12 protein-coding genes and 4 pseudogenes are annotated in these 15,010 nt (G+C 46.3%); 13 read left to right on the top strand and 3 right to left on the bottom strand.

All coding sequences use genetic code 11. The features are described from left to right. Positions 1-2 precede the first annotated feature (2 nt). The 7 genes and pseudogenes from IC803_RS13185 (at position 3) to IC803_RS13155 (ending at position 3,766) form a co-directional block, all read left to right on the top strand. On the top strand, positions 3-548 hold the full coding sequence (locus IC803_RS13185) for a hypothetical protein (protein WP_081211270.1): 546 nt from the start codon (positions 3-5) through the stop codon (positions 546-548). Beyond that, on the top strand, positions 545-820 hold the full coding sequence (locus tag IC803_RS13180; RefSeq protein ID WP_081211272.1) for a hypothetical protein: 276 nt from the start codon (positions 545-547) through the stop codon (positions 818-820). Before IC803_RS13185 ends, IC803_RS13180 begins: the two co-directional genes overlap by 4 nt. Positions 821-1,198: 378 nt before the next feature. Next, complete coding sequence (locus IC803_RS13175; RefSeq protein ID WP_223811970.1) at positions 1,199-1,399, top strand: SHOCT domain-containing protein; 201 nt, start codon at positions 1,199-1,201, stop codon at positions 1,397-1,399. Positions 1,400-1,539: 140 nt separating this feature from the next. After that, positions 1,540-1,752, top strand: a complete 213-nt coding sequence (locus IC803_RS13170; RefSeq protein WP_061580489.1) for a hypothetical protein — start codon at positions 1,540-1,542, stop codon at positions 1,750-1,752. 57 nt (positions 1,753-1,809) lie between these two features. Then, positions 1,810-2,121, top strand: a pseudogene (locus tag IC803_RS13165) (transposase); the annotation flags it as partial. 289 nt (positions 2,122-2,410) lie between these two features. Further along, positions 2,411-2,506 (top strand): DUF2933 domain-containing protein, encoded by a 96-nt coding sequence (locus IC803_RS18525; protein WP_081211289.1) that lies wholly within the window; start codon positions 2,411-2,413, stop codon positions 2,504-2,506. Between the two features lie 93 nt (positions 2,507-2,599). Next, positions 2,600-3,766, top strand: a pseudogene (locus tag IC803_RS13155) (IS256 family transposase). 254 nt (positions 3,767-4,020) lie between these two features. On the opposite strand, the pseudogene IC803_RS13150 reads toward IC803_RS13155, so the two are convergent. Then, positions 4,021-5,039, bottom strand: a pseudogene (locus IC803_RS13150) (IS1634 family transposase); the annotation flags it as partial. A gap of 165 nt (positions 5,040-5,204) precedes the next feature. Between IC803_RS13150 and IC803_RS13145 the strand changes: the two are divergent. Both IC803_RS13145 and IC803_RS13140 read left to right on the top strand, forming a co-directional pair. After that, on the top strand, positions 5,205-7,109 hold the full coding sequence (locus tag IC803_RS13145) for a copper resistance protein CopC (protein WP_081211291.1): 1,905 nt from the start codon (positions 5,205-5,207) through the stop codon (positions 7,107-7,109). A gap of 180 nt (positions 7,110-7,289) precedes the next feature. Continuing rightward, positions 7,290-8,101: pseudogene (locus IC803_RS13140) on the top strand (IS1634 family transposase); the annotation flags it as partial. Between the two features lie 188 nt (positions 8,102-8,289). Here IC803_RS13140 and IC803_RS13135 read toward each other — a convergent pair. Both IC803_RS13135 and IC803_RS13130 read right to left on the bottom strand, forming a co-directional pair. Then, a protein-coding gene (locus IC803_RS13135) for an IS3 family transposase (RefSeq protein WP_255508572.1) occupies positions 8,290-9,446 on the bottom strand; the annotation gives its coding sequence in 2 pieces (ribosomal slippage) (positions 8,290-9,191 and positions 9,191-9,446; 1,158 coding nt in all). A 266-nt stretch (positions 9,447-9,712) separates the two neighbouring features. Beyond that, complete coding sequence (locus IC803_RS13130; RefSeq protein WP_081210043.1) at positions 9,713-10,399, bottom strand: Crp/Fnr family transcriptional regulator; 687 nt, start codon at positions 10,397-10,399, stop codon at positions 9,713-9,715. Positions 10,400-10,724: 325 nt separating this feature from the next. Here IC803_RS13130 and argC point away from each other — a divergent pair, with 325 nt between their 5' ends. The 4 genes from argC to IC803_RS13110 are packed head-to-tail and all read left to right on the top strand — an operon-like array spanning position 10,725 to position 14,963. After that, positions 10,725-11,759, top strand: a complete 1,035-nt coding sequence (argC, locus tag IC803_RS13125; protein WP_081210041.1) for an N-acetyl-gamma-glutamyl-phosphate reductase — start codon at positions 10,725-10,727, stop codon at positions 11,757-11,759. A gap of 16 nt (positions 11,760-11,775) precedes the next feature. After that, on the top strand, positions 11,776-13,008 hold the full coding sequence (gene argJ / locus IC803_RS13120) for a bifunctional ornithine acetyltransferase/N-acetylglutamate synthase (protein WP_081210039.1): 1,233 nt from the start codon (positions 11,776-11,778) through the stop codon (positions 13,006-13,008). Between the two features lie 12 nt (positions 13,009-13,020). Then, positions 13,021-13,800 carry an acetylglutamate kinase gene (gene argB / locus IC803_RS13115; protein ID WP_081210037.1) on the top strand — a complete coding sequence of 260 codons (780 nt, stop codon included), beginning with the start codon at positions 13,021-13,023 and terminating at the stop codon, positions 13,798-13,800. 2 nt (positions 13,801-13,802) lie between these two features. Beyond that, positions 13,803-14,963, top strand: coding sequence for an acetylornithine transaminase (locus tag IC803_RS13110; protein ID WP_081210035.1), 1,161 nt, complete (start codon positions 13,803-13,805; stop codon positions 14,961-14,963). Positions 14,964-15,010: the final 47 nt, after the last annotated feature.

Raw genomic sequence — 15,010 nt, 5'->3', positions numbered from 1 at the left:
TGATGAAGTTAAAACTTTTTACCTGTTTGCTCACAATATTACTTATGGTTCCAGTTGGTGTATTCGCACATGGAGCGGGAGAAGAACACAAACGGGAGATGTTGACCGCTACTTTGTTAAATTATAGTTTTATTGTGTCGTCGATTTTGTTTGTCTTAGGGATCACTTTATTATCCTTAATCAGAAATCAATTAAAAACCGTTAATGTGAAAAAACACGAAGGACGCTTAAAACGGGACAAACTGCAAAGATGGTTAAAATTAAGCAAATGGATATCAGTTTTAGCCTTACTATCCCTAGCTGTTTCTGGGGTATTTGCATTAACAAATGGCACGGAAAAAGAAGATGGCATTGATTTTATGCATATTCACGGGTTAGGTTTTACGAATGATGGAACTGAAATTTATGTACCGGCACATGATGGATTGAGAGTATATAAAAACGGTAAGTGGGGAATTCCAGAAGGAGAAAAACATGACTACATGGATTCTCTATGGTTGATAACGGGTTTTACAGCAGCGGACATCCAGCTTCAGGTTCTTCTATGAAAAATCCACTCGGTGTAGTTAAAAGTACAGATATGGGGAAAGCCTTACAAACGCTCGATTTATATGGGGAGGTTGACTTTCACGGAATGGGGGTTGGATATTATTCTCATGCCATTTATGTTTTAAACCCAGAACGGAATTCAAGAATGGATGACGCTGGATTGTACTACTCGTTAGACGAAACAAAAACGTGGACAAAAAGCGATATGAAAGGACTAGAAGGGCAACCATCAGCTATTGCTGTTCATCCAGAGAAAAAAATATTGTTGTAATAAGTACAAATCGAGGGGTTTATTTATCTAAGGATTATGGTAATTCCTTTGATAACATTACAAAAAATACTCCAGTCACATCCGTTTCCTTCACAAAAGAGGGGAAACTTCTTGCTGGAGTTATTACTGATAAGCCTTCTTTGATGAAAATTAATCTGGAATCCGGAGAGAAAAAACATCCCTATTCCAACTTTAAGTAAGGGTGATGCTATTGGATACATTGCGGTAAATCCAAACAATGAAAAACAAATCGTCTTCACGACGTTTGAAAAAGACATTTATTTAACGGATAATTTTGGTGAAAAGTGGATCAAAATAGCAAAACAGGGAAAAGAGATGAATAGCCAAACAACCAACAATGAATAGGAGGAAGCAATGATGATGAGCATGGGTATGATGTTAAATATGTTATTTTGGATTATGACTACTGGGTTTGCAATATATGGGGTGATCTTGTTAATCATGAAACCATTTGAAAATAAATCAAATCATGCATTGAATATTCTCAAAGAGCGACTTGCCCGTGGAGAAATTGATGCAGAAGAATATGAAGAGAAAAAACGGCTATTGAAAGATTGATGATTCGCCTTTATATTTCTTCAAAAAATTTGAAGTACATTTGTAAGATAGCATGAGACATGTTAGAGAATAGGCAAATCTCCATATTTTCATCAAATTTATTGCTTATAATGGTTTTAAAACCAAGGGAGGGATCATAGATGAAAAAGAAAATTGCGTTTGTTTCTTCATTTGCGCTGGCAACATTGTTAGTAGTCGGACAGTTTTCTTATGCGGAAAAGCCAGACAGCATGACGAACATGATGAATGGAAACGGTATGATGAAGATGATGGAAGCGATGAATTCTCCTCAAGGACAAAAAATGATGAAGGCATGCGGAGAATTCATGGAATCTTATAATAAAGCTGAATAAAACCGTCGTGTAAAAATCGATAAAAGCCCTTCTTTTTTGAAGGGCTTTTTACCGAGGCTGAAAACGGTTCACGGATTGGGAGAAGCCACGATCATGGATCTGCTGGCGGAGATCGGCAGCTTCGCCCACTATCGGGATCCACGGCAATTGGTGAAGTTGGCGATCCTGACGCTCAAGGAGAACTCCTCCGGCCAGCGCAAAGGGCAAAAGCACATCTCCAAACGGGGACGGAAACGACTGCGATCGGTGCTGTTTCGGGCGGTGATTCCGTTGATCCGGCACAACGAGGCGTTTCGCGCCCTGCATGAGTATGACACGACCCGATCCGTCAACCCGTTGAGCAAAAAACAGTCCATCGTCGCGTTGTGCCTCTCACATTTCGCATCATGAATAAAAATTCGAAATAAGCCCGATTTGACCGAATAAAAATTAACTATTTTACGATTTTTGCACAAAAAATTATTTTTATGCGAATATCCGGGTTGTTTTTTTGTATATCATGCAAAGGTTGCGAAATATGAGATGTAAGGCGTTTTGTCGAAAAATATTTTTTTGACACCCCTGAGAGGCTGCAAAGCCTTGATACATCAATATTTCTAGAGGGAGGAGATCTCCTGCTGAAGGAGGTTTCGATTTATATGAAAGGGGATCAGGAAATATGGAATGGTTGGCATACTTATTATGTCCTTTAATGATGTTATTCTGTATGAAAGGGATGTTTACAGGAAGGAAAAAGGACTGCGATGATGTATAAAAGTTTGTGTAAAGCATTTTGCTAGAACAAAAGAAAAAAGGTAGGGTATTCTCTGATTGGACCAAAAATCTTAGAGAAAGGAGAACCCTACCTATGTCTAAAAGTATACCGAATGTAGACTGGGCAAATCAACTGGAACGTGTCATTCGTCAGTTTGTGAAGGAAAAATTAGAGCTGATTATGCGGGAAGAAATCAAACATTTCCTCGAAATCGAACAGGCAGACACATCCAATATGAGAAACGGCTACTATCAACGAAATCTAGATACACAATATGGCCGGATTGAAGGGCTTTTGGTGCCAAGAGACCGAAACGGAGAATTTCAAACGCAGTTGTTTGCCCCTTATCAACGCCACACCGGCTGGCTGGAGGAAGCCATCATTAGGATGTATCAAAGTGGCATGAGTACACGGGAAATTGGCAAGTTTATCGAACGAATTCTAGGAAATGCTTATTCTCCAGCGACGATCAGCCGGATTACCGATGTCGTGAAAGAAGACATCGAGAAATGGCACCATCGTCCACTATCCAAACGTTATTCGGTCGTATATTTGGACGGCTTGTACGTGAAACTTCGCCGCGATACGGTAGAGAAAGAAGTCATTTATGTGGTGTTAGGAGTGAATGAAGAAGGGTATCGAGAAATTCTGGATTTCTTCGTGGGAGGACAAGAAAGCGCCTATGGATGGTGGAAGATTCTCCAACAGCTCTACAAAAGAGGCGTCAAGGAAGTGCTTCTGGGCGTATTCGATGGACTACCGGGACTGGAGGAAGCCTTTAAGGCGATTTATCCGAAAGCCGATGTGCAGCGTTGTGTCGTTCATAAAGTCCGTAATACTCTTAATCGTGTTCGGAAAAAAGATCAATTTGAAGTGGCAGAGAATCTCAAACTGATTTATCGCGCACCGAATAAAGAGATGGCGTTATAGATGTTTCAACAGTTTGAGTCGAAATGGTCCATCAAGTATCCGAGAGAAGTTCAATCTTGGGCCAATGAGTTGGATGTCCTCCTAACATTTATGAATGATCCAAGCAGTATTCGAAGTATGATTTACACGACGAATGCCATCGAACGAACGATCAAAGAGATTCGGAAGCGTCTAAAGCCGATGAACAGTTTGAGCAGTTTAGAAGCCGCGGAAAAAGTCGTGTATTTGACCATCCAAGATTTTAATGAGAAATGGGCAGGACGAAAGTTAAGAGGATTTGCCGAAGCACAGGAAGCCCTGCAACGAATGTTTGAAGAACGCTACAATTAACCAAATATTGTAAATAAACAAATAAACAAAGAAAGGGGATTTCCTCTGTCCACACAGGAGACTGAATATTCAGTCTCCTGTGTGGAGGAAACCAGTCTTCCCCTCTATTCTAAATCTATTTCAGAGATACCCTATCTATCTTACATTACACAAAATTCTTGACGGTACCAGGACTGCCACACAACTCAGTCAACAAATCAATCGAGTGAACTAAAATTACTACAGATGCAAGTGAAAAATTTACAAGAACAAAACAAGGCTTGTTCGGCATCTTCGCGGCTGGAGAATGGATGGCGCTCCCAACGGGCTTGTTCCTCGCGAAGAAGCTCCGCTTCTTGGGCTCGTTCGTTTTCAAGCGTCTTTCCTTTTCGCTGATCGAGCGCGCTCGATTCGACGACGATCAGCCGAACCGGGTGATCTTCATAGGTGATGGATGTTTCCCATACCCGGTGCGTGGCGCCGTTTCTCTCCGCCAGCGTAAAGGGGGGCGCTCCATGTGGTGTCTGTGGCATCAGCCTCGGCCAATGCCCTTTTCACGATCCAGAGCAACGAAGGGCCTCGGGTGATCAAAAAGGCATGGGCGGCTTTCGTCTGCGCCAGGGTGTCTTTGGTCATCACGGCGGAATCGGCCACGTCAATCCATTCGTCTTCGATCTTCGCTTGCTTCAGCTGCTCATGGATCCGCGACAGCACCTCGGGATTCCACGTTTTATCGGAAAGGTTGCCGTCGTGCACATCGCCATAAAACGGGATGCCGTCCTCGTTGCCGACGAGTCCGAAACCGATTGGTTTTTGCCAACGATGATGGCGGTTGCAGCTATGCGTGATCTGCAGGGCCTCCAACGAGGCCGATTCATAGGCGCCGTAAACCGTCTTGTCCGTTGCATCGGCGTGAAAGGCTCAGAAGGAAAGACCTTTTTTGCGATAAATAGGAATCAAGCAAGCGCTGATGACGTGGTGAATGCCGTCCTCATACAGACGATCGAGATGACAGGCCAACGCATCGTTATTCAACTGGGAAGGATGGAGCCCGGAACGGATGAGTTTCTTCAGGTCGATCGTGTGACCCCACTGTTCCAAGTGAACGAGGGCTTGCCGGCCGTCAAACACATTGTAGAGAATGCCTTGAACGGCATCGCTGGCTCGCGTCTGGCACTGCGGATCGAAGGGAACGAGATGGTTCAATCCATTGGGGCAGACCCGGCTCCTTGGATAGGGCACTTATGATATTCAAATAAGAATTGCGATAGACCTTTTGGACTTGAACGCTCATAAGAGACAAACTCCTTCACTTTCCTTGTGGGTCAAGGATTCATTCGACGATGGGCATAAAAAATCCTCCCGATTTTCGCCGAGAGGGTGCGAAATGTAAGTTATATAGCTGGATAGTTACCTTTATTTTTTGTTTAAAATCCATTGTTTGGAAGGAGGGAATTTCTTGCCGTTTTTACGCTCATTTATAACGTGTATTGGTATGCTTATAATATTATTTTTTATAATTCCCGGAACATCGAGTTTTGCTCATTCAAGTCTTGAGAAGACCTTTCCTAAAGATGGAGAAAGATTAAATCAAAGTCCACCATCGATTGAAGTATGGTTTCAAGATCCGGTAGTTATCCATCCAGAATCGATTAAACTAGCGGATGAAACAGGAAACCCGATACAGATAGAAAAACCGATAGTTGATCCAAAAGATAAAACTCATGTGATTAGCCGAATAAACAATGACTTGCCAGCTGGAAATTATGTTGCAAATATAAACGTGATTTCATTAGACGGTGATGTAATGAAAGAAAACCTAATGTTTCAAGTGATCGGGGAAGGAAATAAAAATAAGAAAAAAGAAACACTGAAAATTGTGGATTTCTTACCTGATGATGGCGAAATTGTTCATGAATCACCTAAAAAAATAGATTTGTGGTTTAATATGCCCGCTGAAATCACGGCGATCGGGGTGTTTGATGATCGCCAACAATCCGTGATGGTAAAGGAACCGATAATAGATCCGAAAGATCCCACCCATGTCATGGTTTACTTCGGTGAAGAACTTTCATCGGGAACATACCAAGTCACTTGGTATGCACGTCCAAGCAAGACGTTTGATAATAGTGAACCAGATATTCTGGATGTCTTTTATTTTGCTGTTGATAAGTTTACGCCAATACAACAAGGGAATAAAGGTGTGCCAACAAAATCTTTATGGTTTCAAAATATTGGATTAAAACAATGGGGCTATTGGATTTTATTTATTGGATTGACAACTTTATTTGGAGGAACTTTTTTCAATTCTGTTATTTTAAAAGAAAATGATTCGAAATGGAACAAAATTTCCTTAGCTCTCATCATTTTAGTCTTAATTGGAGAGGGCATCATTGTCATATCGCAAAAAGTGGAAACAGGAAACTTATCAATGATTCATTTTTTATCATTAAAATTTGTTTGGATACCGGTTATACAAGGAATACTATTAGTTTTGGGATTATTGTTTGATAAAATTCGGCTTTTCTTTTATGGTATGGCTCTGCTGTTATTACCAGCTGTTATTGGACATGCTTCTTATCCTCGTTACGGCGGTTACTTAACTATTGGAGTTAATGTCTTGCACTTATTGACTTCGTCTATTTGGATAGGAGGATTATTTGGGTTAATCACCATTCCAAAAAAAGAAAATATGAAAGATCGGTTAAAAAATGTAATTCCAAAATTTTCGAAGTGGGCACTAATCAGTTTTGTTGTTATCATTTTTACAGGTTTGTTTATGACAAAGCAATATGTTCCATCGTTTACAATAAAAAACTTTATCCAAAGTGAATGGGGAAAAGGAGTAGTATTTAAAATTGTTGCCACGTTTTTTGTTTTGGGATTAGGATATTTGCAAAGAAGATCGATAAAAAATCTAACATCTAAAGCGGTAAACAAAGTTATTTACCGTGCACGAGTGGAATGGATTTATGGAGTGTTTATCTTATTTTTTGCTTCTATTTTAGTCGTATCCGCACCTAGTGCTGCTGAACAAGGGATATATCCAAGTTCAGTGGAAAAAGAAAAAGTAAAACTTGATGTTAACATTTCACCATTGTATCCCGGATTAAACGTGTTAACAATGAATTTCAATAACAAGGATATCGAAAAAGTTGAAGTAACACTCTCTATGCTACCGAATTATAACGTTACGTACAATGCATTTAAAGTAGATAAGGGGGTTTTTAAGTTAACTGGGAATTTACTTCATGCAACTGGAACCATGAATATGAACGTGAAGGCTAAGAAATTTAACGGAGAATCTGTTGAATTTTCTTTTAAAATAGTCATTCCAGGGGAAATGAGATTGGGTGAGTCTTAATATAAACAGCTGTTATGAAGTTTCGTCCCGCTTCATCAGGTAATCGATTCGCTACGACGACAATGACGCTTATGTATATCTCACATTTCGCACCCTTCCGACGAAAATCGGGAGGATTTTTTGTGTCCATCGTCGAATGAATCCTTGACACTCAAGGAAAGCAAAGGGAGTTTCTCCGTCATGAGCGTTCAAATCCGTGCCATTTATGAAAGTTTCTATTTGTATAATAATCGCCCTGTTCAAGGATCTTGGCCTCCCTCGGTTGATTGATCATCTGGTTCCCGTGGATCCTCAATGCCAAACTCGAGCCAGCGATGTGGTCTGTCTGCTCACCTTGGATATCTTGAGCGGCCGGTAAGCGCTCGTTCATTTGGAACAATGGGCGCATGACATCGATTGGCCTAAGCTGATCCGCCCAGGGCTTTCCCCTTCTTGGTTCCACGACGATGCCATCGCGCGCCATCTTGATCGACTATACGACGCCAATATCCATGCCGTTCTTTCCACCTGTCTTGTGCAAATGTATAAGAAAGAAGGAATCCCTCTTCGGGTGTTCCATGCCGATACGACCGATGTATCGGTTTACGGTACGTATGAATCGGCCTCGCCGGATGTCTTGCAAATGACGTATGGCGACAACCGGCATCATCGTTGGCAAAAGCAGATCGGATTTGGGCTGATCGGCAATGAGGATGGCATCCCCTTTTAATGGTGATGGATACAACGGCAATCTACCGGATAAGACGTGGAATCCCGAAGTGTTGTCCCGAGTACAGAAACAGCTGAAGCAGACGAAGATCGAAAAGGAATGGATTTATGTGGCCGATTCGGCCGCCATGACGAAAGACACACTGGCACAAACGAAGACCGCCAACGCCTTTTTGATCACGAGAGGCCCTTCGTCGCTTCGGATCGTCAAAACCGCGCTGGTCGAAGTGGATGCCCAAGACACGCCGTGGAGCGCGCCATTCTCCTTCGCGGAGAAAAAAGGAACAATGAGCGATGGTAAAAAAAGTGGTATTATGTCAAGAAAACAGACACGTAAAATCGAGAAAAATTTTAAAACCCTACTACCGCACTTCGTTTGGTGGCCTCTTGAGAAGGAGAACGGTTTGGTAAACCCTTCCCCTTCTCAAGAGGAAAGATGCCCCTTATATCGTGACTTTGTGGAGAGAAGAGTTCACTGCTTTTTGCCTTGCTGATGCATCTTCTCATACGCCATCGGAGACACGTACTCATTAGCGGAATGAATTCGCTCGGCATTATAAAAACACTCAATGTATTCAAAAATCCGTTGTTTCGCTTCTTTCCTTGTCGTAAAGGTTTCGTGGAAAATGAGTTCCTTTTTCAGGATGCTGTGAAACGATTCCGCACATGCGTTGTCATAACAGTTTCCCTTTCGACTCATGCTCGTCTGGATTCCGTATTGCCTCAACATGGCTTGGTATTCATTCGATGCATACTGGCTCCCTTGATCCGAATGGTGAATCAGACCAGGTTGAGGATTTCGCCGATGGATGGCTCGTTGGAATGCTTTGATCACTAACTCCTTTGTCATACGCTCGGAAAGATGCCATCCTACAATTTTACGAGAAAACAAATCCATGATGGATGCGAAATACAGCCAGCCTTCTTTCGTCCAAATATACGTGATATCCGCCACCCATGCTTGATTCGGCTCATTCACTTCAAACTGCTGATTCAATAAGTTGGGGTACACAGGCCAATGATGCTTCGAGTTCGTGGTTGCCTTGTATTTTTTCTTTGTTTTTGAACGAATGTTCCCATCTTTCATGATTCTGGCGACCGTTTTTTGAGATACCTCGACTCCTTGTTTCTGAAGGATTTTTGTGATTTTTGGACTGCCATATGTTTCTCTTGAATTGATATGAATCTTTTTGATTTGCTTTTTCAACGCTTCCTGTCTTTTCTTTTGTTGGCTCTCCGGCCGTTTGATCCAAGCATAGTATCCACTTCTTGAAACGCCTAAGACTTCACACATCTTCGCCACGCGAAACTCCTTTCTATGCGTATGAATGAATGTATAAATTACTTCTGGTTTTTGGCGAAGATGCTCATGGCCTTTTTTAAAATAGCGTTTTCCTCCTCAAGGTCACGGATGCGTTTTTGGAGTTCGCGCTTTTCTTGATCTTCTGGTTTGAGGTTTCCACTTCCTACAAAACTATGTTCGGCATCTTTTTTATAATCTGCGACCCATTTATGAAGAGTTTTTGGCGAAATATCGAGTTGTCTTGCGGTTTGAGAGACCACTTTTCCTTCCTCGACCACTAATTTTACTGCATGTATTTTGAATTCTTTATCAAAACGTCTTGTCATTATAGACACTCCTTATGATTGATAGATTTACTATACATTTCTCTATTCGTTGTGTCTATAATCTAGACTAACATCAAAGGATTGCCATCGCTCGTTGTGTTGGTCGGAAAGTGATTCTAAAAAAGAAAAATCCTTTCTTGTAACCTTGTTAGGGTGCGAAATGTGAGGTTTAACGTGTCCGTTTTCTTGACATAGCACCAGCTATCTCCAAAGGTCGTAAGACGATCTTTGGAGGTCAGCCCCTTCTTTTTCGCCGCACCCGCCCGTCAGTCAATGCTGCACAGCTCGGGCGGGCAGCCTTCGCAGGCGATTTCGTCGCGCAAGTATTGCAAGTCGTGGACGCGAATTTTTCCTTTTTGCACGGAGATGACGCCTTTTTTCCGCAAGTCGCCGAGCATGCGGTTGACGACTTCGCGGGCGGTGCCGCAAAAGTTGGCAAGCTCTTGGTTCGTAAGAGGCACGTCGATCAAAATGCCGTCTTCTTTCATCACGCCGTAGCTGTTGCAAAGGCGGATGAGCGTGGAATACAGCGCTCCTTTTTTGCCATGTAAAATCAAATCGCGGAATTTCGTTTGCGTTTTGCGGAAATGGAGGCTCATCCATTTCATGAATTCGATGGCCAGTTTCGGGTTGTTGGCGAGCTCTTGTTCGAGCGTCTCGCGCTTAATGGCGGAAACGACGCCGTCTTCCAGCACTTTCGCCGTCAGCATATAGCGGGCGCCGGGGCAAAAGAGCGTCAGCTCGCCGATCAAATCGCCTTGGCTGCAAATGCGCAGCGTCAGCTCCCGTCCGTCCATGTCCATTTTGCTGATTTGGATTTTCCCCGATCGAATATAGTAAATGTCGTCTGCCTTTTCCCCTTCTTGAAACAAGTACGTTCCTTTTTCAAGGCGAAGATCATGTCCAAGTGATGTAAGCCATTTCTGCCATTCACGAGATTCAACCTCGTTCATCCGATCACAACCTTGCGTAGAATGTGTCGCTATATAAAAGTGTACAGGAAAAAAGAGGGAAGTCAATATAAGGATAGTGAAAAGATTGAAAACTTGTTGAACATTGGGTGAATCTTTCGTGAGAGTCTGTACGCCGGAGTCAATGGGTGGATGGATAAAAGAATGGATTCCATCAGTGCAGTCAGAGCAGGTTTGGCCGCTCCGTGGGGAGGTGAATGAGAAAGAAAAAAATTCCACAAAAATTATTAAATATACATTTGATTTTATTTTTATACAGTATTATAATGGGTACTACATGAGGCACATACGGGTGAGGGGGAACGTCATGAAAGTGGCAATCATCGGGGCGACGGGATACAGCGGCGCGGAGCTGTTTCGCATCTTGCATGGCCATCCGCACGTTGACCGCTGTGACGTCTATTCGTCGTCGCAAGATGGGATTCATTTGTCGGAAAGCTTCCCGCACGTCGGCGCGATCGACGGCGCGGTCTTGCATAAACTGGACATCGAAGCGCTCGTCAAGTATGATGCGGTCTTTTTTGCCACGCCGCCTGGGGTGTCGGGGGAGTGGGCTCCGGCGCTTGTCGACCGCGGGGTGAAAGTGATTGACTTATCGGGTGATTTCCGTTTGAAAGACGGCGCGGTGTACGCACAATGGTACGGGCGCGAGGCGGCGCCGGCTGCGTATTTGGAGCGGGCGGTGTACGGATTGACCGAGTGGAACCGAGAAGCGATCCGCGAGGCCGAGCTTCTATCCAACCCAGGCTGCTATCCGACGGCGACGCTGCTTGGTCTGGCTCCGCTTGTCAGGGAAGGATGGGTAAACGAAGACTCGATCGTCGTTGATGCGAAGTCGGGCGTGTCGGGCGCGGGGCGGAAAGCAGGGCTCGGAACGCATTTTTCCGAAGTAAACGAAAACGTGAAAATTTATAAAGTGAACGCCCATCAGCACATTCCGGAAATTGAACAAATGCTCGAAACATGGAACGAGGCGATGGAGCCGATCACGTTCAGCACCCATTTGATCCCGATGACAAGAGGCATTATGGCGACGATGTACGCGAAGGCGAAACAGCCGCTTTCCCTTAGCGATTTACTAGATTTATATAAAACAAGTTATCAAGATTCGCCGTTTGTCCGCATTCGCCAGCCGGGACAGTTTCCGGCGACGAAAGAAGTGTACGGCTCGAACTATTGCGACATCGGCCTCGCCTATGATGAACGGACGGGTCGGGTGACGGTCGTGTCGGTGATCGATAACTTGATGAAAGGCGCGGCCGGGCAGGCGGTGCAAAACTTCAATTTGATGATGGGATGGGATGAGGCCGCGGGCCTCCCATCCTTGCCGATCTATCCGTAAGGAAGGGGAACGAACGATGACAATGACGAAACAAACGGCGCAAGTGACGGCGCTTGCCGATGGAACGATCGTCACGCCAAAAGGATTTCAAGCGGCCGGAGTGCAAGCCGGGCTGCGCTATTCGAAAAATGATTTAGGGGTCATTATCTGCGACGTGCCAGCTTCGGCCGCCGCTGTGTATACCCAAAGCCATTTTCAGGCGGCGCCGCTCAAAGTGACGCAGGAAAGCCTAGCGGTCGAGCAAACATTGCAGGCGGTCATCGTCAACAGCGCCTGCGCGAACGCCTGCACTGGTGCGCAAGGGCTTCGCGATGCGTATGAAATGCGCGACCTGTGTGCGAAACAATTCGGCCTTGCGCCGCATCGTGTGGCTGTTGCTTCAACGGGCGTGATCGGCGAATATTTGCCGATGGAGAAAATTCGCGCCGGCATCGAAAAGCTTGCCCCAGGAGCGACGATGGCGGATGCTGAAGCGTTTCAAACAGCCATTTTAACGACCGATACGGTGATGAAGCGCGCTTGTTACCAAACGACGGTGGACGGCAAAACGGTGACGATCGGCGGGGCGGCGAAAGGGTCGGGGATGATTCACCCGAACATGGCGACGATGCTTGCGTTCATTACGACCGATGCCAATATTTCGCCTCCGGTGCTGCACGCGGCGCTGCGATCGATTACGGACGTTTCGTTTAACCAAATTACAGTCGACGGCGACACGTCGACAAACGATATGGTCGTTGTCATGGCGAGCGGCTTGGCTGGGAATGGCGAGCTGACGCCCGATCATCCAGATTGGGGGAGCTTTTACGAAGCGCTGCGAAAAACGTGCGAAGACTTGGCGAAACAAATCGCAAAAGACGGCGAAGGGGCGACAAAGCTGATCGAAGTGCGCGTGCGCGGCGCGAAAACGGATGATGAGGCGAAAAAAATCGCCAAGCAAATCGTCGGCTCCAACTTGGTGAAAACGGCTGTTTACGGCGCGGACGCCAACTGGGGGCGAATCATCGGCGCGATCGGCTATGCGGATGCCGACGTGAACCCCGACAACGTCGATGTCGCCATCGGGCCGATCGTGATGTTAAAAGGGAGCGAGCCGCAGCCGTTCTCGGAAGAGGAAGCGGCCGCCTACTTGCAAAATGAAATGATCGTCATTGACGTCGATCTTCATATCGGCGATGGCTTTGGGATCGCTTGGGGTTGCGATTTGACGTACGATTACGTGAAAATTAACGCCAGCTACCGAACATAAGGGGAGAGAGAAATGGGGAACACGGTCGTGATCAAATGCGGCGGCAGCGTGCTTGATGAGCTGTCTCCCGCCTTTTTTGCCAGCGTGAAAACGATGCGCGAACAAGGGATGAATGTCGTCATCGTCCACGGCGGCGGCCCGGAAATCGGGCGAATGTTGAAAAAACTGGCGGTGCCGAGCGAGTTTGTCAACGGCTTGCGGAAAACAACCAAAGGAGTGCTTGCTGTTGTAGAAATGGTGCTCTCGGGCCAAGTGAACAAACAGCTCGTCGCCATGCTTACACAACACGGTTTGCCGGCTGTCGGCGTCTCGGGCGTGGACGGAGGGCTGCTCGAAGCGGAACCGATTGACTTAAATCAACTTGGCTATGTCGGCCGGGTGAAAACGGTTCGCTTCCGTCTTTTGCGCACGCTGCTTGAGGCGGGCTACATCCCGGTTATTTCCCCGCTTGGCATCGACCAAAGCGGGCAAACATACAACATTAACGCCGACACGGCGGCCGGGGCGGTGGCCGCAGCCATCGGTGCGAGCCAGCTCGCCTTTGTGACGAACGTGCCTGGCATTTTGCAAGACGGCACGCTCGTCGAAGAAGCGACAGCGGAGATGGTCGAGCAGTTGATCGAAGACGGCGTCATCACCGGCGGGATGATCCCAAAAGTGAAAGCAGCGATCTCCGCCCTGTCCGATGCGCTGCCGGAAGTGGTGATCGTCAGCGGCAAAGCGCCGTTTTATGAACAAGGAACATGGCACGGGACAACGATTCGGAAAGAAAACGAAGTGGGGGTCTACTAATAATGAGCGCGCTGTTTCCGACATACAACCGCTGGAAGATTGCCGTTCAATCGGCGGAAGGAACGGTGGTGACCGATGTCAACGGAAAACAATATCTCGATTTCGTTTCTGGCATTGCCGTTTGCAATCTCGGCCATCGTCATCCACACGTCCAAAAGGCGATTGAACAACAGCTCAATCAATATTGGCACGTATCGAACTTATTTACGATCCCGATTCAAGAAGAGGTCGCCTCCTTGCTTGCCGATCACAGCGCCGGCGACTGCGTCTTTTTCTGCAACAGCGGGGCCGAGGCGAACGAGGCCGCGTTGAAGCTGGCCCGCAAACATACCGGAAGACACAAAGTCATCACGTTCCATCAATCGTTTCACGGCCGGACGTTTGCGACGATGGCGGCGACCGGGCAGGAGAAAGTGCATAGCGGCTTCGGCCCGCTCCTTCCGGAATTTATCCATTTGTCGTTCAATGATGTGGCTACGCTGAAAGAAGCCATGAGCGATGAGATTGCGGCGGTGATGCTTGAGGTCGTCCAAGGCGAAGGTGGCGTCCGCCCGGTGGATCCAGCGTTTTTGCAAGCGGCGGCGGAGCTGTGTCAAACATACGGCGCGCTCCTGATCATTGACGAAGTGCAAACCGGCATCGGCCGGACTGGGAAGCCGTTTGCTTACCAACATTTTGGCATTGAGCCGGATATAATGACGGTCGCCAAAGGACTTGGCAGCGGCATTCCGGTTGGTGCGATGATCGGCAAAGCGTTTTTGAAGGAGTCGTTCGGTCCGGGCGTGCACGGATCGACGTTTGGCGGCAACCCGATCGCGATGGCCGCCGCCAAGGCGACGCTCGAAGTCGTGTTCGATCCAGCGTTTTTGCAAGAGGTGCAAGAAAAAGGGAGCTACTTGCTCGGACGGTTAAACGAGACGCTCTCCCCGCTTGACATCGTCAAGGACGTGCGCGGGCTCGGACTGCTTGTCGGGGTGGAATGCCAAATGGACATCGCGCCACTCTTGCCTTTGATTCATGAAAGCGGCTTGCTCGTTTTGCCGGCCGGGCCGAAGGTGATCCGCCTGCTGCCGCCGCTTGTTGTGACGAAGGCGGAAATCGATCAAGCGGTGGACATGTTAACGGCAGTATTGAAGCATGCCAACGCCTCGGCTGTCTTGTAATCAGGCAGCTGACGGCTTCATTTTTATTCCTATTTATGCATAAAAAT

It is taken from the genome of Geobacillus sp. 46C-IIa, from assembly GCF_014679505.1.
Lineage (GTDB): Bacteria > Bacillota > Bacilli > Bacillales > Anoxybacillaceae > Geobacillus.
This window is presented reverse-complemented; position numbering and strand designations above follow the sequence as displayed.

What these genes read in the sequence shown, in the direction of transcription:
- IC803_RS13185 (WP_081211270.1), top strand. Translation starts at nt 3, where the DNA reads ATGAAGTTAAAACTTTTTACCTGTTTGCTCACAATATTACTTATGGTT.
- IC803_RS13180 (WP_081211272.1), top strand. Translation starts at nt 545, where the DNA reads ATGAAAAATCCACTCGGTGTAGTTAAAAGTACAGATATGGGGAAAGCC.
- IC803_RS13175 (WP_223811970.1), top strand. Translation starts at nt 1,199, where the DNA reads ATGATGAGCATGGGTATGATGTTAAATATGTTATTTTGGATTATGACT.
- IC803_RS13170 (WP_061580489.1), top strand. Translation starts at nt 1,540, where the DNA reads ATGAAAAAGAAAATTGCGTTTGTTTCTTCATTTGCGCTGGCAACATTG.
- IC803_RS18525 (WP_081211289.1), top strand. Translation starts at nt 2,411, where the DNA reads ATGGAATGGTTGGCATACTTATTATGTCCTTTAATGATGTTATTCTGT.
- IC803_RS13130 (WP_081210043.1), bottom strand. Translation starts at nt 10,399, where the DNA reads ATGAACGAGGTTGAATCTCGTGAATGGCAGAAATGGCTTACATCACTT.
- argC (WP_081210041.1), top strand. Translation starts at nt 10,725, where the DNA reads ATGAAAGTGGCAATCATCGGGGCGACGGGATACAGCGGCGCGGAGCTG.
- argJ (WP_081210039.1), top strand. Translation starts at nt 11,776, where the DNA reads ATGACAATGACGAAACAAACGGCGCAAGTGACGGCGCTTGCCGATGGA.
- argB (WP_081210037.1), top strand. Translation starts at nt 13,021, where the DNA reads ATGGGGAACACGGTCGTGATCAAATGCGGCGGCAGCGTGCTTGATGAG.
- IC803_RS13110 (WP_081210035.1), top strand. Translation starts at nt 13,803, where the DNA reads ATGAGCGCGCTGTTTCCGACATACAACCGCTGGAAGATTGCCGTTCAA.